Origin of the sequence: Nonomuraea sp. NPDC049309 (genome assembly GCF_043196965.1) — a bacterium.
In the GTDB taxonomy this organism is placed as follows: Bacteria; Actinomycetota; Actinomycetes; order Streptosporangiales; family Streptosporangiaceae; genus Nonomuraea; species Nonomuraea fastidiosa.
The window spans coordinates 971,178-990,117 of record NZ_JBICSH010000002.1 but is presented as its reverse complement, the minus strand read 5'-3'; the positions used below and the strand labels follow the sequence as shown (position 1 = coordinate 990,117).

Genomic DNA, 18,940 nt, shown 5'->3' with positions numbered 1-18,940 from the left:
TGCCGCCGTCGTACGGTTACGTGCGTGACTACGCCGCTGCTCCCCGACCCTGAACCCAGGCGGCGCGACTACGTGATCATCTCAGCAGACGATCACCTGATCGAGCCGCCCGACCTGTTCGAAGGGCGTCTGCCGGAGAAATACGCCGAAGTCGCGCCCAAGGTCGTGGAGACGGAGTCCGGTCACCAAGTGTGGCGCTACGGCGGCGCCACCTACCCGTGTGCCGGCATCGACGTGGGCGCCGGCCTGCCGCGCGAGCAGTGGACGCTCGACCCGGTGCGGTTCGAGAACATGCGCCCCGGCTGCCACGACATCGAGGCCCGCATCAAGGACATGGACACCGCCGGCATCTGGGCGGCGCTGTGCTTCCCCGGCATGCTCGCCCAGCAGGCCGGCATGCCGTTCGCGCGGACCCGCGACCAGGAGCTCGGTCTCGCCCTGGTCAGGGCGTGGAACGATTGGCACATCGAGGTCTGGGCCGGCACCTACCCCGAGCGCATCATCGGCCTGCAGCTGCCGTGGCTGCCCGACCCCGACATCGCGGCCAAAGAGATCAGGGCCAACGCGGCGCGGGGCTTCAAGGCGGTGGTGTTCCCCGAGTTCCCGACCAGGCTGCGGCTGCCGTCGATCCATTCCGGCCACTGGGACCCGTTCTTCGCCGCGTGCGAGGAGACCGGCACCGTCGTCTGCCTGCACGCGGGAGACTCCTCCTGGTCGCCCGTGCCGTCACCGGACACGCCCATCGAGGCCATCACCACGCTCATGCCGACGAGCGCGATGTTCGCCTGCGCCGACTGGCTCTGGTCCGGCCTGCCGCTGCGCTTCCCGGCGCTGCGCATCCTCATCGTGGAGGGCGGCGTGGGCTGGCTGCCGATGCTGGCCGAGCGCGCCGACTACGCGCTCGACCACCCGGTGGCGGGCGAGACGTCGTGGGACGGCGGGCTCAAGCCCAGCGAGGTGCTGCGCCGCAACTTCTTCTTCGGCACGCTCGACGACCACGCGCTGTCGGGCGTGCGCCTCGCGGTCGGGCTCGACCACGTGCTCCAGGAGAGCGGCTACCCGCACTCCGACTCCACGTGGCCCGACACGCAGAAGTCGGTGGCCCGCAATCTCGGAACGCTCCCACCGGCCGACATCGCCAGGGTCGCCTACGGCAACGCCGCCCGGTTGTTCGGCCACCCGCTGCCGTCGCGGGCGTGGCTGCGGATGGAGGAGATCTGAACCCTCCGGCCTGGCGCCGGCCGTGCGGTCAAACCCTCTCGGCCCGCGCCGGCCGTACGGTCCAGCCCCTGGCTCGGCGCCGGCCATGCGGTTGAGCTCTCTGGCTCGGCGCCGGCCGTACGGTCAAGCCTGGCTCGGCGCCGGCCGTGCGTTTGGAGCGGTTCACGCCTCCTCGGGCCGGCGCCGGGCGGCATCGCCCGCTATCCGGCCCCGCAAGAGGTCTTCTTCGACATGGCCCTGGATGACGGCGCGCTCGTGCTCGACGTAGCGCCCGCTCTCGCCGAGCAGTGAGGCGAACAGCCACAGGAGCACGCCGAAGTCGTCGGCCACCCCGATCAGCATGAGGAAGTCGGGGATGACGTCGATCGGCGAGATGAGGTAGACCACGCCGAGCCCCATCAGGGCGAGCTTGCCCTTGCCCAGGCCGGAGTAGCGCCCCCGCATGACCGCGCCGAGCATCCTCGGGATCGCCCGGACCCTGGTCATCAGCGGTGGTGTGCCCGGCCTGGTCACCTCGCGATAGGTCCGCCACGCCGCGGCCGCCCGTGCTGCCTTCGCCATCATGTGCAACCCCCTACCCCCGGCTTCTCACGACATAACGCGTCGGAACGGCCAGAGGTTCCTCACCCCCTTCGGTTCAGGGCAGGCAGGGGTGCTCGAACGGCCTGGCCTGCTCGATCTGGGCGGCCACCCGTACGAGGAGGTCCTCGCGGCCGGCGGCGGCCACGAGCTGCACGCCCACCGGCAGCCCCGACGCGGTCCTGTGCAGGGGCAGCGAGATCGCCGGCTGGCCGGTCGCGTTCATCGGCCCGGTGTAGGCGACGACGGACAGGGTGCGGCTTGACGCGGTGGTGACGTCGTCGGGCGGGATCCAGCCCAGACTGAACGGCGCCGTCCCCATCGACGGTATGAGCAGCAGGTCGTACCCGGAGCTCCACCAGGAGGCCATCCGGCGGCGGAACCGGTCGATCCACTGCGACGACAGCAGGTGGTCGGCGGCGCTGCGCTCGCGGGCGGCCGCGACCATGGCGGCGTTGCGCGGCTCCAGCTCGTCCGGCTCGACCGGCCTGCCCCGCCACGCGCCGAGCCCGGCGACGAGCGCGGCCACGTTGTCCGAGACGATCGCGGCGAAGTGCCGGGGGAACTCGGGATCGGCGAGGGCGTCGGGACCGCCCTCCGTGACGTCGTGACCGAGCGACTCCAGCAGCGCCGCTGCCCCGGTGACCGCCGCCGTCAGCTCCGGATCCTCGGGTACGTCGCCGCGCGGGTGCGCGGTGAGGAAGCCGACGCGCAGCCGCCCGGGGTCGCGGCCCACCTCGTCGGCGAGCCTGCCGGGCAGCGGCGGGGCGCCGTACGGGTCGCCCGGCTCCATGCCGGAGACGACGTCCAGCGCCGCCGCGGTGTCGCGTACGGTCCTGGTGACGAAGCCGGGGCAGGCGAAACCGTTCCAGCTCTCGCCGAGCGCGGGCCCGTGGCTGACCCGCCCACGCGACGGCTTGAGGCCCACCAGCCCGCACATCGAGGCGGGCACTCTGATCGACCCGCCGCCGTCGCTCGCCGTGGCCAGCGCGACCATCCCGGCCGCCACCGCCGCCGCGGACCCGCCGCTCGACCCGCCCGCCGAGTACGCCGGGTCGTACGGGTTGCGCGTCGGCCCGAACGCCACCGGCTCCGTCGTGATGGTGGTGCCGAACTCGGGGGTGTTCGTCCGCCCGAGCAGCACGAAGCCGGCCTCGCGCAGCCGCACCACCCCGTACGCGTCGGGCACGTCCTCGGCCTCGTCGCGCACCTTCGAGCCCGCGCTGTAGGGTTCGCCCGCCTCCCGCCAGCCCAGGTCCTTCAGCAGGATCGGCACCCCGCGGAACGGCGCGTCCGCCGGGATGGCGTCGATCTCGGCGAGCGCGCGCTCGAAGCGGCGGTGGATGACCGCGTTCAGCTCGCCGTCGGCCTCCTCGATGCGCGCGATCGCGGCCTCGGCCAGCTCGCGGGCCGACACCTGGCCGTCCCTGACCGCCTGGGCCTGGCCGACCGCGTCCAGCCGCAGTAGCTCCTTCATCACCGCTCCTTCGACGGCTACGCCTCCGGGGCCAGCTCGCGCACCGCCTGATCGATGGGCGTCGGGCCGGGCAGGGGCGCGAGCACCGGGGTGTCGAGGCCGTTCGCCACGTACTCCTTGATGCGGGCCCGGCAGGTGGCGGCGTCGCCGTGCACGATGAGATCGTCCACCACCTCGTCGGGGATGGCCTTGAGCGCGGCCTGCCGGTCGCCCGCGGCCCACGCCTCGTGCATCGGCCGCAGCGCCTCGCCGCGGCCCAGCCAGTCGTGGAAGGCTGCGTACACGGGGACGGTGAGGTAACCCGCGAGCATCCGCTTGGCGGTCTGGCGGACCCGCTCGGCGTCGTCGTCCACGCAGACGAACAGGCGGGCGATCAGCTCGGTGCCCGCGCCGATCTCGGCGCGGACCTTGCGCACGTCGCTGGGCGAGAGCCAGTTGGTGATGGCGCCGTCGGCCTCCTCGGCGGCCAGGTGCAGCATGCGCGGGCGCAGCGCGGCCAGCACGATCTTCGGGGGCGTCTTGGGCGCGCGCTCCAGCTTGAAGCCCTTCACCTCGAAGGTCTCGTAGCGCTCGGAGACCTTCTCCCCCGCCAGCGCCTTCTTCAGAAAGCGCAGGGTGTCGCGGGTACGCGCGTACGGCTTGGTGAACGTGCCGGCGTTCCACCGCTCGACGATCGCCGGCGACGACGCGCCGATGCCCAGCACGAACCGACCGGGCGCGAGGTCGGCCAACGTGGCCGCGGACATGGCGAGCAGACCCGGGCCGCGCGTCGAGACGGGCACGATCGCGCTGCCCAGCCGCACCTGCGGCGCCCACTGCGCGGCCAGCGCCAGCGGCACGAACCCGTCGGTGCCGTTGACCTCCGCCGACCACACGTCGGTGTAGCCGAGCGCGGGCAGCTCGGCGACGAGGTCCTGCGCCCTGGACAGCGAGCGGTCGTAAAAGGGGATCGTCATGCCCCAGTTCTGCGTCATGCACGGCCTCCCATTCGGCTGACAGGAGGACCATACCAACCGCTCGGTATGTAGCCCTAGGCCCGGAGTTCGTGCACCGCCGCGATGAAGTCCTTCGTGATCCCCCGCAGCCCCGGCAGGTGCGACAGCCCGACGAGCCGGTCCACCAGCGGCACCGTCACCTCGATGAGCCGGTACGTGCGCGCGCACCCCGGCGAGGTGTCGTGCACCCAGAACAGCACCATGCCCATCGACAGCAGCCAGAGCAGCTCGGGCAGTTCCTCGCGCAACTCGGCGTTCATCTTGTCGCGCGATCCCTCGACGACCTCCCGGTAAATGGCGATCGACGCCTCACGCGCCGGCGACGACTGCTTGCTGAACGGGCTGAGCGGATTGGTCGGCTCGGCCGCGTGCTTGAAGAACTTCACCGCGAACTCGTGGTACGGCTCGGAAACCCGCACCCACTCCCGCAACACTCCGCTCAACCTGGCCGCGAACGACTCCTCAGTGGCCAGGAACTCCCGGCATGCGGCTTCGTGCTCGGCCTGCGCGCGGTCGTAATAAGCCTGGATCAACGCTTCCTTGCTGTCGAAGTAGTAGTAAGCGTTGCCCACGGACACACCGGCTTCGGCCGCGATGGCCCGCATGGTGGTCGCTTCGAAGCCGCGCTCCCTGAACAGCCGCAAGGCCGTCTCGACGATGACCTCTCGAGTGCTCTCCGCTCCTCTGTTTCGGGCTTCGGACACGTTCGTCACTTTACGTCGTCGAACGCGGTTAGGTCATGGAGCCGCACGGTGATCGCCGCCACAAGGCAAAGTTGCGTCCGCGGCATGAGTTATCTCCAGTGAATGGTGGGATTGTCGTTTCAGGCGGAAGGGCTATTTCCGCGAAAAGGCATCGACATGTGGATACGTGGAACCGTGCGGCTCCTTGCCGCACTCCTCGGCATTCAGATCACCATAATCGCGCCGGCCTCCGCTGCCTCGGCCGCCACCCGCCCCGAATGGGTGCCGGCACCGGGCAGCCTGCACGGGCCCGGCGGATGGGAGCACAACCCGGCGCTGCCGGCGCTCGCGGACGCGTACGAGATCGGTCCGCGCGCCGCGGCCAGGTGGGCGTACAAGCGGCTCTTCGAGGCACGCACCCGGCTCAGCGAGGCCGGCGACTGGCCGTCGTGGGACGAGAGCGCACAGGACGGCTTCTGGGACTCCCACGACCCGGCCGCCATCGACGCGATGGACTCGTTCACGGCCCGCCCGGCGCCGATCGAGGCCTGGCCCGCGCCGATCGAGGCCCGGCCGGCACAGACGAAGGCGCATCCGGCCGCACCCAAGGCCAAGCAGAAGGCGCGTCCCGGGGCTCGGAAGGCGAAGAGGGAGCGCCTGCGCTCCAGGGCGGCCAGGATCCCCAGGACGCGCGCGCACGCCGCTCACAGGCGCGCTCAGGTCGATCTCGCGCGGGTCCTGCCCAGGAGGGCGTCGGTGACCATGTCGCACACCACCGCCGCGAGCTGGCTCAGGTACGCCGGGGTGCAGACCAAGTCCACCGGCCACTGCACCAGCAAGCACCTGCGTCACTGCACGTCGCTCGACCGCATCAGGACGGGCACCCTCGCCAAGATCATCGAGCTGAAGCAGGACAGCGGCTGCCCGATCCTGGTGACCGGCGGCACCGAGCGGGGCCACGCCCCCGGCGTCTACAGCCACGGCAACGGCTACAAGCTCGACATCGCCCACAACTCCTGCATCGACCGGTACATTCACAAGCACTACGACCGGTCCGGCATCCGCAGTGACGGCGCGCGGCTCTACAAGGGCCACGGCGCGGTCTTCGCCGACGAGGGCGACCACTGGGACATCCTCTTCCGGTGACAGGGCCACGGCCGGCCAGGGCCGCGCACGAGCCCCCGGCCGCAAGAACCCGGAACACCGCGCACTGAAAAAGTGTGACGCCGCACGCGAACGTACGGCGCCACACCAGGTCACGTCATCGGACGCGTCAGTGAGCACTCAGGAAAGCTCGGCCGCGACCAGCTCGGCGATCTCCGCCGCGTTGAGCGCCGCGCCCTTGCGCAGGTTGTCACCGCAGACGAACAGGTCGAGCGTGTTGGGGAAGTCGATCGCCTGGCGGATGCGGCCGACGTAGGTGGGGTCGGTGCCCACCACGTCGACGGGCGTCGGGAAGACGCCGTTCGCCGGGTCGTCCATGACGACCACCGTCGGCGCCGCCTCCAGGACGCGACGCGCGTCGGCCACCGTGATCTCGCGCTCGAAGCGGGCGTGCACGGCCAGCGAGTGCGTCGTGACCACCGGCACGCGCACGCAGGTCGCGGAGACCTTCAGGTCGGGGATGCCGAGGATCTTGCGCGACTCGTTGCGGAGCTTCAGCTCCTCGGAGGCCCAGCCGTCGCCCTTGTCGGAGCCGGCCCACGGCACCACGTTGAACGCGATGGGCGCGGGGAACGGCGACTCGGCCGGCAGCTTGTTGGCGAGGACCTTGCGCACGTCGCCCGCGGCCTGCCCGATCGTACGGTCGCCGGCCAGCGCCTCGACCTCGTCGTACAGCCGCGCGGAACCGGCCACGCCGGCCCCGGACACCGCCTGGTAGGAGGCGACGACCAGCTCCTTGAGCGTGAACTCGGCGTGCAGCGCGCCCATCGCGGCCATCATCGACAGCGTCGTGCAGTTGGGGGTCGAGATGATGTTCCGCGGGCGCTGCCGCGCGTCCTGCGGGTTGACCTCGGGCACCACCAGCGGCACGTCGGGGTCCATGCGGAACGTGCCCGACTTGTCGATGGCGATCGCGCCGCGCTCGGCCGCGATCGGCACCCACACGGCCGACACCTCGTCGGGGACGTCGAAGATGGCGATGTCGATGCCGTCGAACACCTCGGGCGCGAGCGCCTGCACCACGACGTCCTCGCCGCGCACCTTCAGCACCTTGCCCGCCGAGCGGGCCGAGGCGACGAGACGGATCTCGCCCCAGATGTCCTCGCGCGTCGACACGATGTCGCGCATGACGGTGCCCACGGCGCCGGTCGCGCCGATCAGTGCGAGATTGGGCCTGTTGCTCATCGTCCTGTACCTCCGTACACCACGGCTTCGACCTGGTCGGCGTCGAGGTCGAAGGCGCGGTGGGCGGCCGCCACGGCCGCATCGACACCGTCCTGCCCGACGACCACTGAGATGCGGATCTCCGAGGTGGAGATCATCTCGATGTTGACCCCCGCGTCGGCGAGGGCGGCGAAGAACGTCGCGGTGACGCCGGGGTGGGAGCGCATGCCCGCGCCCACCAGCGACACCTTCCCGATCTGGTCGTCGAACAGCAACGACTCGAAACCGATCTGGGGCTGGATCTTCTTCAGCGCCGCGAGGGCCGTCTGGCTGTCGGCCGTGGGAAGCGTGAAGGAGATGTCGGTACGGCCCGTGGCCGCGGCCGAGACGTTCTGCACGATCATGTCAATGTTGATCTCGGCGTCGGCCAGCGTTTTGAAGATCGTGGCAGCCTCGCCGACCTTGTCGGGCACGCCGACAACAGTGATCTTGGCCTCGCTCCGGTCGTGCGCCACGCCGGAGATGATCGGCTGCTCCATCTCGGTTCCTTCGTTGTAAGGGTCGGCTACGACCCACGTGCCTTCCTTGGTGCTGAACGAGCTGCGTACGTGGATCGGCAGGTTGAAGCGGCGAGCGTACTCGACGCACCGCAGGTGCAGGATCTTCGCGCCGCAGGCCGCCATCTCCATCATCTCGTCGTACGAGATCTTGGGGATCTTGCGCGCCGCGGGGACGATGCGCGGGTCGGCGGTGAACACACCGTCGACGTCGGTGTAGATCTCGCAGACATCGGCTTCGAGCGCCGCCGCCAGCGCGACGGCCGTCGTGTCGGAGCCGCCTCTGCCGAGCGTGGTGATGTCCTTGGTGTCCTGCGAGACGCCCTGGAACCCGGCCACGATCGCGATGTGGCCCTGGTCGATCGCCTCCTGGATACGGCTCGGCGTCACGTCGATGATGCGCGCCTTGCCGTGCGTGGAGTCGGTGATCACGCCTGCCTGCGAGCCGGTGAACGAGCGGGCCTCGTGGCCGAGGTTGGCGATCGCCATCGCCAGCAGCGCCATCGAGATGCGCTCGCCGGAGGTCAGCAGCATGTCGAGCTCGCGTGCCGGAGGCAGCGGCGACACCTGCTCGGCCAGGTCGAGCAGCTCGTCCGTCGTGTCGCCCATGGCGGAGACGATCACGACCACGTCGTTGCCGGCTTTTTTCGTCGCGACGATCCGCTGCGCGACCCGCTTGATGCAGGACGCGTCGGCGACGGACGAACCACCGTACTTTTGCACAACGAGCGCCACGAGAGTCTCCCGGTCTGGACTGTGAGCTGCCAGTCTATCGGGGGCGTCTCGTGGGCTGACTTGTCCGTACCAGTATGTGGATGATCAGACCGAAGTCTTCTCCTCCGCCACGTCAAGCCGGGAATGCGCGGCAAGGGCCTGCAATGCCCGCATTGCCGCACCCGCGTGGTTGCCCCACGTGTTGAAGTAGGAGAACTGCCACCACCACAGCGCCTCGTGCGGGCGGCCGGCGTGATAGTGGCGCAGCCCGTGAATGAGGTCGGCCGCGACGGCCGTCAGGTCGTCGGAGAGCCGGTACGGCGTGACGGCGGTGTCCTTGTACGGGTCGAACACCTCCACGTAGTCGTCGACCGCCTCAAGCCGCTCCGCCAGGGCCGTGCGCACGCCGTCGATGTCGGGGTCCTCGCTCATCGGCGGCTCGTAGTTGCCCGACAGGATCACGTCGCGGTTGGCCCCCAGCTTGGCGCCCGCCAGGCTCACCTGGGCGACCTCCACCAGCAGGATCGACCAGATGGCGTCGCCGCCCTCGCCGCCCGCCACCCTGGTCAGGCCGTCCACGTAGTTCTGCGCGTGCACGGAGATCTCATCGGCCAGGTCGCTCCACTGGTCAGACATCCAGCAGCCTCCGTCCTTCGAACGCGCGGCCCAAAGTGACCTCGTCGGCGTATTCGAGATCACCGCCCACAGGCAGACCGCTGGCCAGTCGTGTCACTTTGACGCCCATCGGCTTGACCAGACGGGCGAGGTAGGTAGCCGTGGCCTCGCCCTCCAGATTGGGGTCGGTGGCGAGGATGAGCTCGGTCACCCGGCCGTCGGCCAGGCGCGTCATGAGCTCGCGGATGCGCAGGTCGTCGGGGCCGACCCCGTCGATGGGGCTGATCGCACCGCCCAGCACGTGGTAGGTGCCCCGGAACTCGCGCGTCTTCTCGATGGCCACGACGTCCTTCGGCTCCTCGACCACGCAGATGACGTGCGTGTCACGCCGGGCGTCGCGGCAGATGCGGCACTCCTCCTCCGAGGCCACGTTCCCGCAGACCCGGCAGAAGCGCACCTTCTCCTTGACCTCCAGCAACGCGTGCGCCAGCCGTTTGACGTCGGCTGGATCGGCCGCCAGCAGGTGGAACGCGATCCGCTGCGCGCTCTTGGGACCGACGCCGGGCAGCAGCCCCAGCTCGTCGATCAGGTTCTGGACGACCCCTTCGTACATGCCTAGAACCCTGGCAGCTGTCCGAGACCGCCGCCACCCAGCCCCTGGGCCAGCGGGCCGAGCTTCTCCTGCTGCAGGTCGGCGGCCGCGCGTACGGCGTCGCGGACGGCCGCGATCACCAGGTCGGCGATCGTGTCCGCGGTGTCCTGCGGGTCGCCCGCGTCGATCACGCTCGGGTCGATCTTGAGTTCCAGCAGCTCGCCCGAGCCGTTGACGACGGCCTTGACCATGCCGCCGCCTGATGAGCCCTCGATCTGCGCGTCGTTGAGCTCCTGCTGGGCGCTCACAAGCTGCTGCTGCATGAGCTGGGCCTGCTCCAGCAGCTGCTGCAGGTTGACATCCCCTGGGTTCACCGTCGTGCGCTCCTCGTGGCTCCGCGTTCGTGACTGCCACGAGCCTACGGTGTTTGAGCGGCGTCATGTACTGGGGTGTCCCCTAGTTTCGTCGCCGGTTATCCGCACGGGACGACCATCTCTTCCCCCGATGCCGCCCATGGCGGGCTTTTGCGCCGCCCTGACCTGGTCTCGCACCCCCGTTTCCGTCGCGCGTCTCCGTCGCGTTCCCGGCCCTCGGCCGGGCGCCGGCGTGTTACGGCCGCTCGTTTCGGGCGCCGGCGTGCCATGGCCGCCCCTTCGTGTGTCGGCGTGTTCTGGCCGGATCTCGGCCCCCCTCCAGCGTCCGAGACCCGGCCACCACGCCGGCCGGAGCGGCCGCACCACGCCGACGCGTTGGGCAAGGACGCTAGTGAGCGCAACGTTGCACACACGTTGCGTTCATTCACTCACCCTCCGCAATCACCTCGAACGACTTGCGCTCACCCGCCGCAAGGCGGATGCTCTTTCTGACTACTTGGAGTGACCGATGAGTTACCCCCATCTCGACGCGTACTCCCGCCTGCTGCGGGGCGCGTACGAGGCCGTCGCGGCGGGCGAGAGCCTTCCCCAGGCGCCCCGCCACCTCATCAAGGCCTCGTGGATGCGCTCCCTCGACGCCGGCATCGACATGGAGAGCACCAGCGCCCCGCTCGTCATCGACCCCTCCCGCATCAGAGACCTCCGCGACGACCATCCGCTCCAGCCCCTGCTCCCGCTGCTCGCCCAGACCCTGTCGGGCCTCGCCGAGCAGACCGGCCACGTCATGATCGTCACTGACGGTGACGGCCGCGTCCTGTGGCGCGAGGGCAACCACGCCACCATGTCCCGCGCCGACACCATCGGGCTCGCCGACGGCCACCAGTGGAGCGAGCAGCGCGTCGGCACCAACGGCATCGGCACCGCCCTCGCCACCGGGCGGCCCGTGCACGTCTTCTCCGAAGAACACCTCATGCGCGTGCTGCACGTCTGGTCCTGCAGCGCCGCCCCCATCACCGACCCCGACTCCGGCCGCGTCATCGGCTGCGTCGACATCAGCGGCACCGCGCGCAGCCTCCACCCCGCCACCGTCGCCCTCGTCGCCACCACCGCCAAGCTCGCCGAGACCCAGCTCGCCCTGCGCATGCACGAACGCGACGAGCGCCTGCGCCGCCGCTACGAGTCCCTGCGCGGCAAGCCCGGCGTCCTGCTCTCCGCCACCGGCCGCGTCATCTCCGGCGACCCCGCCGGATCCCTCGGCGAACGCGTCCACCTCGACGGGCGCCCCGATCGCTTCGCCGGCCAGCGCATGATCCTGCGCGACGGCCGCGTCGCCCTCCTCGAGCCCTTCTCCGACGGCTACCTCCTGCGCCCGTCACCGCCCGCCGCCCCGCCCCTCCTCAGGCTCTCCTTCCTCGGCGAACGCCCGCCCACCGCCGTCTACGGCGACCGCGAGCGCCCCCTGTCCCTGCGGCACGCCGAGATCCTCACCCTCCTCGCGCTCCATCCCCACGGCCTCACCGCCGAACAGCTCTCCTTCCACCTGTACGGCGACTACGGCAACCCCGTCACCATCCGGGCCGAGATCCACCGGCTGCGCTCCCAGCTCGGCAACGCCATCGCCGCCAAGCCGTACCGGCTGACCTGCCCCGTCGACGCCGACTTCCTCACCCTGCGCCGCCTCCTGCCCGCCGGCGACCCCGCCGCACTCGCCCGCTCCTACCCCGGCCCGCTGCTCCCCCGCTCCGAGTCGCCCGAGATCCGCCGCGAACGCGACGAGCTCGAAGCCCAGGTCCGCGCCTGCCTGCTGCGCCACGGCACGCCCGACGACCTGTGGGCGTACGCGCAGACGTGCAACGGCCGCGACGACTACGAAGTCCTCGAACGCCTCGCCGCCCTCCCGCCCACCGACCCCCGCAGCGCCGCCGCCCGTTCCCGCCTCCTCACCTGACTCAGCCCGCGGCACCGTCGTAAAGGCATCCCTGCACACGCGCTCGGCCAGAAGGGGCAACCGACAGGCCCACCCACGGGACCGCAGGGGAGACACGGGGCGCGGCGCCGCTGAAGGAGGGCGCGCCGGTCCGCATGAGGCCACGACCACCCACCCGCCGAGGGAGAAGTCACGATTACGCACCCGTCCGTATGAGGCCACGACCGAGCATCCGCCCGCGCCCAGGCCACGACCACACACCGGTCCACGCGAGGCCACGACCACACATCCACCCGCGCAAGGTCACCGCCGGGCGTGCATGCGGGCCGTCCGGTCGATCGCCGGTCGTTCGGGGCGAACCCGGCGGGTCAGGCGTGGTCGATCTCGCCGATCACCTTGGCGCCCAGCTCGCGTTCGAGCAGGGCCATGCCCGAGATGGCGGACACGTCGGCGTCGGCGTCGTTCAGCGGGTCGACGTCGTCGGAGTCGGCGGGCTTGGGTTCGCGGCCGGGGATCGCGTCGGGCCAGGCGGCCGCGCCGCCCCTCGCCGACTGAAGGCGCGGCCCCGCCTTGGCCGCGGCCTGGGCGGCCGAGCGGGCGGCGGCCAGCCCGCTGCCCGGGCCCGCGGCGGCACGCGGCCCGGCCGGTACGGTCTGCGCCGGTCCAGGCCCGGGAGGCGGGCCGAAGTCGGAGTCGTCGTCGGGCGCGTCGGGCCAGGACTCGTCCGTGGTCGGTCGAGCGGGCGCACCCCCCGCCGCAGCGCCAGGACCGGCCGCATCTCCCGCAGGGCGAGCCGCGCCGCCTGCCGGACCGGCCGGAGGCTGGTCGGAGTCCTGTCCGCCGCGATCCTCGTGGGCGGAGGAGCCGTGCGAGGCCGTACGCCCCTGAGAGCCCGACGGGCTCTGCGCCCCCTGGGCCGCACCCGCGGACCCCGGCGAGCCCGCTGCCCCTTGGACGTCCTGTACGCCGCCACGCCCCTGAGCCCCCGGCCCACGCCCGCCATCGGCCGGACCACCGGAACCGTTGGCGGTCGCCGGACCACCGGAACCGTTCCCGGAGACCGGAGCGCCGCCGGGAGCGTTCGGAGCGCCGCCATGACCAGGCGCACCGCCGGGACCAGGCGCGCCGCCGCTCCCCTGAGGACCGGCCTGCGGGCCGCCGTGCGACGGGGTACGGCCGGGACCACGGGGCGGCTGCGGTGCCGAGGAGCCCCCGACCACCGCCTCGACCCGCCACGTGCCACCGAGCACGTCGCCGAGCGCGGCGGCCACCACGGCGTCCTTGCCGCCGCCGGTGAAGTTCTTCATCGCGCCGACCTGGGTGAAGCCGAGCGTGACGAGGTTGCCCTCCACGCCGACCACCTGGGCGTTGGTGCTCACGTTGGCCCAGACGACGATGCTGCGCTGCTTGAGCGCGGCCAGTACGGCAGGCCACTGCGACTGGATGGCCCCGGCACCGCCACCGCTCGGAGCCGCGGCCGGGGCGGGACCGCCGGCGGCCGGACGCGTACCGGCGGAAGGCCCGGAGGCGGCGGCACCCGACGGAGCGCCGCCCGATCCGGGGCGGACGGGCTCGGGCCAGTCGTCGCCGGAGGACGCGGCAGGGGCCTGCGCGGGACCGGCGGGCGTATCCGTCGTGCCCCCGGCCGGAACGCCCCCGGCCGCCACACCACCAGACGCCGCACCACCGGACGCCACACCACCAACCGGCGCACCCCCACCGGCCGCCTGAGCCGGGGCACCTCCGCCGCCCGCCTGAGCCGGGGCACCCGCCCCATCGACGCCGGCCGTACCGGAACCGGAAACAGGCTGGACCGCCGCCCGGGCCGCCATCTGGGCGACGGCGCCGCCGCGTTCGAGCCGCTCGATACGCGCGAGCAGCGCCGCCTCGCCCTGATCGGCCCCGGGCAGCAGGACGCGCGCGCACATGAGCTCGAGCAGCAGGCGCGGCGAGGTGGCACCGCGCATCTCGGTGAGCCCCGCGTTGAAGATCTCGGCGGCCCGGGTCAGCTCGGCCGGGCCCATGGAGTCGGCCTGCTGGACGAGGCGTTCGAGCTCGTCGGCCGGCCGGTCGAGCAGCCCGCTGGTGGCCGCCTCGGGGACGTTCGCCAGGATCACCAGGTCACGGAAGCGTTCGAGCAGGTCGGAGGCGAAGCGGCGGGGGTCGTGGCCGCCCTCGATGACGCGGTTGACCGTGTGGAAGACCCGGCCGCCGTCGCGGGCCGCGAACGCGTTGACGACCTCGTCGAGCAGGTCGCCGTCGGTGTAGCCGAGCAGGGAGACGGCCTTGGCGTACGTGATGCCGTCGTCGTCGGCCCCGGCGAGGAGCTGGTCGAGGATCGACAGGGAGTCACGCGCGGAGCCGGCGCCGGCGCGTACGACGAGGGGCAGCGCGGCGGGCTCGAAGGGGACGTTCTCGGAGGTGAGGATCTCCTCCAGCAGGCCCCTGAGCGTGGCGGGCGGCATGAGCCGGAACGGGTAGTGGTGCGTACGCGACTTGATGGTGCCGATGACCTTTTCCGGCTCCGTCGTCGCGAAGATGAACTTCAGGTGGGGCGGGGGCTCCTCGACGAGCTTGAGCAGCGCGTTGAAACCCTCGCGGGTCACCATGTGCGCCTCGTCGATGATGTAGATCTTGTAGCGCGCGGACACGGGGGCGAAGAAGGCCCGCTCGCGCAGGTCACGCGCGTCGTCGACGCCACCGTGAGAGGCGGCGTCGATCTCGATGACGTCGAGGTGGCCGGGGCCGGTGGGGGCGAGCGCGACGCACGACTCGCACGTGCCGCACGGGTCGGGGGTCGGGCCCTGCTCGCAGTTGAGCGAACGCGCCAGGATGCGCGCGCTGGAGGTCTTGCCACACCCTCGAGGGCCGCTGAAGAGGTAAGCGTGGTTGATGCGGCCGGTACGCAACGCCTGCCGCAGCGGGTCAGTGACGTGCTCCTGACCCTTGACCTCGGCGAAGGTCCCGGGTCGGTACTTGCGGTAAAGCGCAAGGCTCATGCGACCATCCCGCCTTCGAGGGGGCTCTCAACGAAGAGACCCCCCGCACACCCGCCAGAGCCCGCTTATCCTTGCTGCCTTCCGGCCCTGGGGAGGTTCACAGGATGACGCCGCGCGAGGGGTCCGTTGACAGTCTAGCCGTATGCCACAGTGCTCGCTCCACCCTGCGGGAACCCACCCCGCCGAAAAAGGTGGTCTTGGCACCCGCAGAAGTCCGGTAAGCTCGTCGGCGGAGGATTCGCCTAGTGGCCGAGGGCGCACGCTTGGAAAGCGTGTATAGGGCAACCTATCGGGGGTTCAAATCCCCCATCCTCCGCTGGCACAGAGGGGGTGCGCCGAGATCACGGCGCACCCCCTCTGGCGTTCAGGTCTTCCCGAGGGCCCGTCTCTCTTCTCGGCCCTCGGCGAAGCGCGCCGTCGACCTCGCTGATCGCCATGTCCCGTAGGCAGGACGTGCTCAGGACGACGTGCGGGGGTGGCGCCTGGCGGTGATGTTCGCGGCGATGAGCAGCCCGGCCGGGACGACGGTGAAGAGGAAACCGCTCGGCCCGATCAGGCTGACGGCCATCGCTCCCCAGGCGAGGATCACCCAGCCGACGTACGCGGGCATGCGCTGTCCTTGCCGCCCCGCCCGCGCCACCTGAAGCCCCAGCAGCGCCAGCGCCACGACGAAGCCGCCGGGCAGCGCCCAGAACGTCGCCAGCGACGCGCTGTCCGCCACAGGGCCGCGAAGGTCTCCGGCGAGCCAGCTCGACCACGGGGCGAGAGGGACGATGAGGGCGGTGTGCAGCACCGCGATCAGGATCATGGTGCGGCCGGCCCAGATGGTGAGCCGGCTCGGGGGCGCGGACAGTGCTGGTACGCGGGCTTCGGATGTCGTTCTCATGATTGCCAGCTTCTCCGGCCGCGGCCCGGCCGGGCTCCCTCCGCAGGGGGAAGTCGCTCCCCCACCCCGGGGAACGGCCCACCGGCGAGAGCATCCCGATCGCCACCCTGGAGAACGCGAGAACGCACTCCGCGCAGCGCCTGGGCGCCCCGACCGCGCCCAGCCCCTCACTCCGCCACCCCAGGAAGCGCGAGTACGCACCCCAAACAGCGCGAGGACGCCCCGACCGCACCCAGCCCCTCACTCGCCACCCCGGGCAGTGCATGGACGCACCCCGGACAGGGTGAGGACGTCCCGATCGGCACCCGCCCCCCTGACGCGCCGCCGCGCGGGGGCTGCCCGGCTGGAGGTCAGGAGGTCACGAGGGCCTTGGAGCGGTCGGTGGCCATGGAGACGGCGAAGACGCCGAGCACCGTGCCGGTGAGGTAGCGCTGGATGCGCAGCCAGACCGGGCGGCGGGCGAGGAAGGCGGCGAGGCTGCCGGCCGTGATGACGATCAGGCCGTTGACCAGGGTGCCGATGGCGACCTGCACCGAGCCGAGCGCGAGGCTCTGCAGCAGGACGTGGCCCATCGACGGGTCGACGAACTGCGGCAGCAGCGACATGTACAGGATGGCGATCTTGGGGTTGAGCAGGCAGGTCAGCAAGCCCATCGAGAACAGCCTGCCGGGGCTTTCGACGGGCAGCTCGCGCGGCTCGAAGGCGGAGATCCCGCCCGGCTTGACGGCGTTCCAGGCCAGCCAGAGCAGGTACGCCGCGCCGGCGATCTTGAGTGCGGTGTACGCGGCGGGCACGTACGCGAAGACGGCCGTCAGGCCCAGGCAGGTGGCGACGAGGTACACCGTGAACCCGAGGAACACGCCGCTCAGCGAGATCAGCCCTGATCGGCGGCCTTGGGTGAGCGAGCGGGAGACCAGATAGATCATGTTGGGCCCCGGCGTCAGTACCATGCCCAGCGAGACCAGCGCGATGCCGATCAACCCAGCCGTCATAGCAGCAGATTACCGGACATATCACAGAAGTCCCAGGAATTTCCATCGCTGAGGGTAATCGACCTGCTACGGGGCAGAACTGCGGTCGGAGGCTTCGATGCAGTTCGACGACGACAAACCGCTCGACCCATCCCAGGTCGAGGACGTACGAGCGTCGGGCCCGCGCCCCGGCGGCGGGTTCGGCAGGATGCCGGGCGGCTGCATGTTGCCGATCGGCGGCAAGGGCGGCGGCTGCCTGCTGCTGATCCTGGCGGTGGCCGCGATGTTCCTGTTCGGCATCCTCCCGACGCCCTTCACCGGAGACCCGGGCGAGCAGGGCGATCCCGGCGTCCAGGGCGGCGGCCGGCAGCCCAGCGCGCCCGCGACCGGCAACCTCGCCGAACGCTGCAGGACCGGCGCCGACGCCGACCAGTCGGAGGACTGCCGGGTGGTCGGCACGGTCAACAGCATCCAGGACTACTGGAAGGGGCAGATCTCGGGGTACCGGCCGGCCAAGACCGTGCTGTTCACCAGGGCGGTCAGGACGGGCTGCGGCGCGGCCGACTCCGCCGTGGGGCCGTTCTACTGCCCGGCCGACCGCAAGGTCTACCTGGACCTGACCTTCTTCGACACGCTCCAGCGCGACTTCGGGGCAAAAGGCGGGCCTTTCGCCCAGGCGTACGTGATCGCCCACGAGTACGGACACCACGTACAGAACCTGCTCGGCGCCATGGACAAGGTGGGCCGCGACAACCGTCCCGGCGCGAACAGCCCGTCGGTGCGCCTCGAGCTGCAGGCCGACTGCTACGCCGGCGTCTGGGCCCGCAACGCGGTCAAGACCGGCTTCTACGAAAAGCCCTTCACCTCCGCCGAGATCGCCGAAGCGCTCGACGCCGCGGACGCCGTCGGCGACGACAGCATCCAGCGGCGTTCCCAGGGCCGGGTGACGCCCGACGCGTTCACGCACGGCACGTCGGAGCAGCGCGAGCGCTGGTTCAGCACCGGGTACGAGAGCGGGGACCCCAACCGCTGCGACACCTTCTCCGGGCGTATCTGAGCCCCGTGTGATACGTCTTTCCCGGTTCGGGGCAGTCTGTCATGCGGGCGATACCCCCGGGAAGGGATGTCAGCATGGACTTCAGGGACGAGGCGGATCTCGACGCGTCGCAGGTGGAGGACTACGGGAATGTCGGGGGCGGCGGATTCTCCGGGTTCTCCGGCTTCCCCGGCGGGATCATCTTCGGGGGCGGCGGCATCGTCGGCCTGATCGTCCTGGTGCTGGTGTTAGTACTGAACAACGTCGGTGACACCCCCGAGCCCGGGCGCGGGCGGCCACCCGCCAACCTGACCGAGCAGTGCCAGACGGGCAAGGACGCCGACCAGTCGGAGAAGTGCCGCGTGGTCGGTGTGGTCAACAGCATCCAGGACTATTGGAAGCAGCAGGTTTCGGGATATCGACCGGCGAAGACCGTGCTGTACTCGGGCCGGCTGAGGACCGCCTGCGGCTCGGCCAGCTCGGCCGTCGGCCCCTTCTACTGCCCCGGCGACCAGCGCGTCTACCTCGACCTCGGCTTCTTCGACCAGCTCCGCTCGCAGTTCGGCGCCAAAGGCGGGCCTTTCGCCCAGGCGTACGTGATCGCCCACGAGTACGGACACCACGTACAGAATCTCCTCGGCGCCCTCGAGGGCGGCAGCTCCGTCGCCATCGAGCTCCAGGCCGACTGCTACGCCGGCGTCTGGGCCCGCAACGCGATCAAGACCGGCTTCTACGAAAAGCCCTTCACCTCCGCCGAGATCGCCGAAGCGCTCGACGCCGCGGCCGCCGTCGGCGACGACAGGATCCAGCAACGCACCACCGGAAGAATCGATCCCGAATCGTTCACGCACGGCAGCTCGCGCCAGCGCGTCGCCGCGTTCACGCGCGGATACGAAAACGGATCACCGACCGACTGCACCCTCGGAACGCTGGGATGATGCGGCCGGACAACACGAGGAATCGAAATCTCTCCTAAAATCGGGGGG

General features: G+C 71.1%; 17 protein-coding genes, 1 tRNA gene and 1 other RNA gene. 6 read left to right on the top strand and 13 right to left on the bottom strand.

Going from position 1 to position 18,940, the window contains the following annotated elements; all coding sequences use genetic code 11:
* The first annotated feature begins 24 nt into the window (after positions 1–24).
* Positions 25–1,221 carry an amidohydrolase family protein gene (locus tag ACGFIM_RS18585; protein ID WP_393201751.1) on the top strand — a complete coding sequence of 399 codons (1,197 nt, stop codon included), beginning with the start codon at positions 25–27 and terminating at the stop codon, positions 1,219–1,221.
* Positions 1,222–1,383: 162 nt separating this feature from the next.
* Here the strand turns inward: ACGFIM_RS18585 and ACGFIM_RS18580 are convergent, their stop codons facing one another.
* The 4 genes from ACGFIM_RS18580 to ACGFIM_RS18565 form a co-directional block, all read right to left on the bottom strand.
* Entirely contained in the window at positions 1,384–1,785 is a 402-nt protein-coding gene (locus tag ACGFIM_RS18580; RefSeq protein WP_393201749.1) for a YkvA family protein, read from the bottom strand.
* Positions 1,786–1,858: 73 nt separating this feature from the next.
* Positions 1,859–3,277 (bottom strand): amidase, encoded by a 1,419-nt coding sequence (locus ACGFIM_RS18575; protein WP_393201747.1) that lies wholly within the window; start codon positions 3,275–3,277, stop codon positions 1,859–1,861.
* 17 nt (positions 3,278–3,294) lie between these two features.
* Positions 3,295–4,251 carry an LLM class F420-dependent oxidoreductase gene (locus tag ACGFIM_RS18570; protein WP_393201745.1) on the bottom strand — a complete coding sequence of 319 codons (957 nt, stop codon included), beginning with the start codon at positions 4,249–4,251 and terminating at the stop codon, positions 3,295–3,297.
* 56 nt (positions 4,252–4,307) lie between these two features.
* The gene (locus tag ACGFIM_RS18565; RefSeq protein ID WP_364064447.1) at positions 4,308–4,976 is read right to left on the bottom strand and encodes a TetR family transcriptional regulator; all 669 of its coding nucleotides are present in this window, start codon (positions 4,974–4,976) and stop codon (positions 4,308–4,310) included.
* Between the two features lie 156 nt (positions 4,977–5,132).
* Between ACGFIM_RS18565 and ACGFIM_RS18560 the strand changes: the two genes are divergently transcribed.
* Positions 5,133–6,101 carry a hypothetical protein gene (locus tag ACGFIM_RS18560; protein ID WP_393201742.1) on the top strand — a complete coding sequence of 323 codons (969 nt, stop codon included), beginning with the start codon at positions 5,133–5,135 and terminating at the stop codon, positions 6,099–6,101.
* A gap of 138 nt (positions 6,102–6,239) precedes the next feature.
* Here ACGFIM_RS18560 and ACGFIM_RS18555 read toward each other — a convergent pair whose 3' ends face one another.
* The 5 genes from ACGFIM_RS18555 to ACGFIM_RS18535 form a co-directional block, all read right to left on the bottom strand.
* On the bottom strand, positions 6,240–7,304 hold the full coding sequence (locus ACGFIM_RS18555) for an aspartate-semialdehyde dehydrogenase (RefSeq protein ID WP_393201740.1): 1,065 nt from the start codon (positions 7,302–7,304) through the stop codon (positions 6,240–6,242).
* Complete coding sequence (locus ACGFIM_RS18550; RefSeq protein WP_393201737.1) at positions 7,301–8,575, bottom strand: aspartate kinase; 1,275 nt, start codon at positions 8,573–8,575, stop codon at positions 7,301–7,303. The genes ACGFIM_RS18555 and ACGFIM_RS18550 overlap by 4 nt, the downstream gene beginning before the upstream one ends.
* 84 nt (positions 8,576–8,659) lie before the next feature.
* On the bottom strand, positions 8,660–9,190 hold the full coding sequence (locus tag ACGFIM_RS18545) for a DUF5063 domain-containing protein (RefSeq protein ID WP_393201735.1): 531 nt from the start codon (positions 9,188–9,190) through the stop codon (positions 8,660–8,662).
* The gene (gene recR, locus ACGFIM_RS18540; protein WP_101787599.1) at positions 9,183–9,782 is read right to left on the bottom strand and encodes a recombination mediator RecR; all 600 of its coding nucleotides are present in this window, start codon (positions 9,780–9,782) and stop codon (positions 9,183–9,185) included. The genes ACGFIM_RS18545 and recR overlap by 8 nt, the downstream gene beginning before the upstream one ends.
* Positions 9,783–9,784: 2 nt before the next feature.
* Positions 9,785–10,135 carry a YbaB/EbfC family nucleoid-associated protein gene (locus ACGFIM_RS18535; RefSeq protein ID WP_364064462.1) on the bottom strand — a complete coding sequence of 117 codons (351 nt, stop codon included), beginning with the start codon at positions 10,133–10,135 and terminating at the stop codon, positions 9,785–9,787.
* Between the two features lie 508 nt (positions 10,136–10,643).
* Here ACGFIM_RS18535 and ACGFIM_RS18530 point away from each other — a divergent pair.
* Positions 10,644–12,083 carry a GAF domain-containing protein gene (locus ACGFIM_RS18530; protein WP_393201732.1) on the top strand — a complete coding sequence of 480 codons (1,440 nt, stop codon included), beginning with the start codon at positions 10,644–10,646 and terminating at the stop codon, positions 12,081–12,083.
* A 347-nt stretch (positions 12,084–12,430) separates the two neighbouring features.
* Here ACGFIM_RS18530 and ACGFIM_RS18525 read toward each other — a convergent pair whose 3' ends face one another.
* Positions 12,431–15,061, bottom strand: coding sequence for a DNA polymerase III subunit gamma and tau (locus ACGFIM_RS18525; RefSeq protein ID WP_393201730.1), 2,631 nt, complete (start codon positions 15,059–15,061; stop codon positions 12,431–12,433).
* Positions 15,062–15,092: 31 nt separating this feature from the next.
* Positions 15,093–15,188, bottom strand: an RNA gene (ffs, locus tag ACGFIM_RS18520) — signal recognition particle sRNA small type.
* A gap of 104 nt (positions 15,189–15,292) precedes the next feature.
* On the opposite strand from ffs, the gene ACGFIM_RS18515 reads away from it, so the two are divergent.
* Positions 15,293–15,377, top strand: a tRNA-Ser gene (locus ACGFIM_RS18515).
* 141 nt (positions 15,378–15,518) lie between these two features.
* Here ACGFIM_RS18515 and ACGFIM_RS18510 read toward each other — a convergent pair.
* Positions 15,519–15,947: a DUF6463 family protein gene (locus ACGFIM_RS18510; RefSeq protein WP_393201728.1), complete on the bottom strand. Its 429-nt coding sequence runs from the start codon at positions 15,945–15,947 to the stop codon at positions 15,519–15,521.
* Positions 15,948–16,297: 350 nt separating this feature from the next.
* Positions 16,298–16,939, bottom strand: a complete 642-nt coding sequence (locus tag ACGFIM_RS18505; protein ID WP_393201726.1) for a LysE family translocator — start codon at positions 16,937–16,939, stop codon at positions 16,298–16,300.
* A 97-nt stretch (positions 16,940–17,036) separates the two neighbouring features.
* On the opposite strand from ACGFIM_RS18505, the gene ACGFIM_RS18500 reads away from it, so the two are divergent.
* Entirely contained in the window at positions 17,037–17,975 is a 939-nt protein-coding gene (locus ACGFIM_RS18500) for a neutral zinc metallopeptidase (protein ID WP_393201723.1), read from the top strand.
* A 74-nt stretch (positions 17,976–18,049) separates the two neighbouring features.
* Positions 18,050–18,892: a neutral zinc metallopeptidase gene (locus ACGFIM_RS18495; RefSeq protein WP_393201721.1), complete on the top strand. Its 843-nt coding sequence runs from the start codon at positions 18,050–18,052 to the stop codon at positions 18,890–18,892.
* Positions 18,893–18,940: the final 48 nt, after the last annotated feature.

What these genes read in the sequence shown, in the direction of transcription:
- ACGFIM_RS18580 (WP_393201749.1), bottom strand. Translation starts at nt 1,785, where the DNA reads ATGATGGCGAAGGCAGCACGGGCGGCCGCGGCGTGGCGGACCTATCGC.
- ACGFIM_RS18575 (WP_393201747.1), bottom strand. Translation starts at nt 3,277, where the DNA reads ATGAAGGAGCTACTGCGGCTGGACGCGGTCGGCCAGGCCCAGGCGGTC.
- ACGFIM_RS18570 (WP_393201745.1), bottom strand. Translation starts at nt 4,251, where the DNA reads ATGACGCAGAACTGGGGCATGACGATCCCCTTTTACGACCGCTCGCTG.
- ACGFIM_RS18560 (WP_393201742.1), top strand. Translation starts at nt 5,133, where the DNA reads ATGTGGATACGTGGAACCGTGCGGCTCCTTGCCGCACTCCTCGGCATT.
- ACGFIM_RS18555 (WP_393201740.1), bottom strand. Translation starts at nt 7,304, where the DNA reads ATGAGCAACAGGCCCAATCTCGCACTGATCGGCGCGACCGGCGCCGTG.
- ACGFIM_RS18545 (WP_393201735.1), bottom strand. Translation starts at nt 9,190, where the DNA reads ATGTCTGACCAGTGGAGCGACCTGGCCGATGAGATCTCCGTGCACGCG.
- recR (WP_101787599.1), bottom strand. Translation starts at nt 9,782, where the DNA reads ATGTACGAAGGGGTCGTCCAGAACCTGATCGACGAGCTGGGGCTGCTG.
- ACGFIM_RS18530 (WP_393201732.1), top strand. Translation starts at nt 10,644, where the DNA reads ATGAGTTACCCCCATCTCGACGCGTACTCCCGCCTGCTGCGGGGCGCG.
- ACGFIM_RS18525 (WP_393201730.1), bottom strand. Translation starts at nt 15,061, where the DNA reads ATGAGCCTTGCGCTTTACCGCAAGTACCGACCCGGGACCTTCGCCGAG.
- ACGFIM_RS18510 (WP_393201728.1), bottom strand. Translation starts at nt 15,947, where the DNA reads ATGAGAACGACATCCGAAGCCCGCGTACCAGCACTGTCCGCGCCCCCG.
- ACGFIM_RS18505 (WP_393201726.1), bottom strand. Translation starts at nt 16,939, where the DNA reads ATGACGGCTGGGTTGATCGGCATCGCGCTGGTCTCGCTGGGCATGGTA.
- ACGFIM_RS18500 (WP_393201723.1), top strand. Translation starts at nt 17,037, where the DNA reads ATGCAGTTCGACGACGACAAACCGCTCGACCCATCCCAGGTCGAGGAC.
- ACGFIM_RS18495 (WP_393201721.1), top strand. Translation starts at nt 18,050, where the DNA reads ATGGACTTCAGGGACGAGGCGGATCTCGACGCGTCGCAGGTGGAGGAC.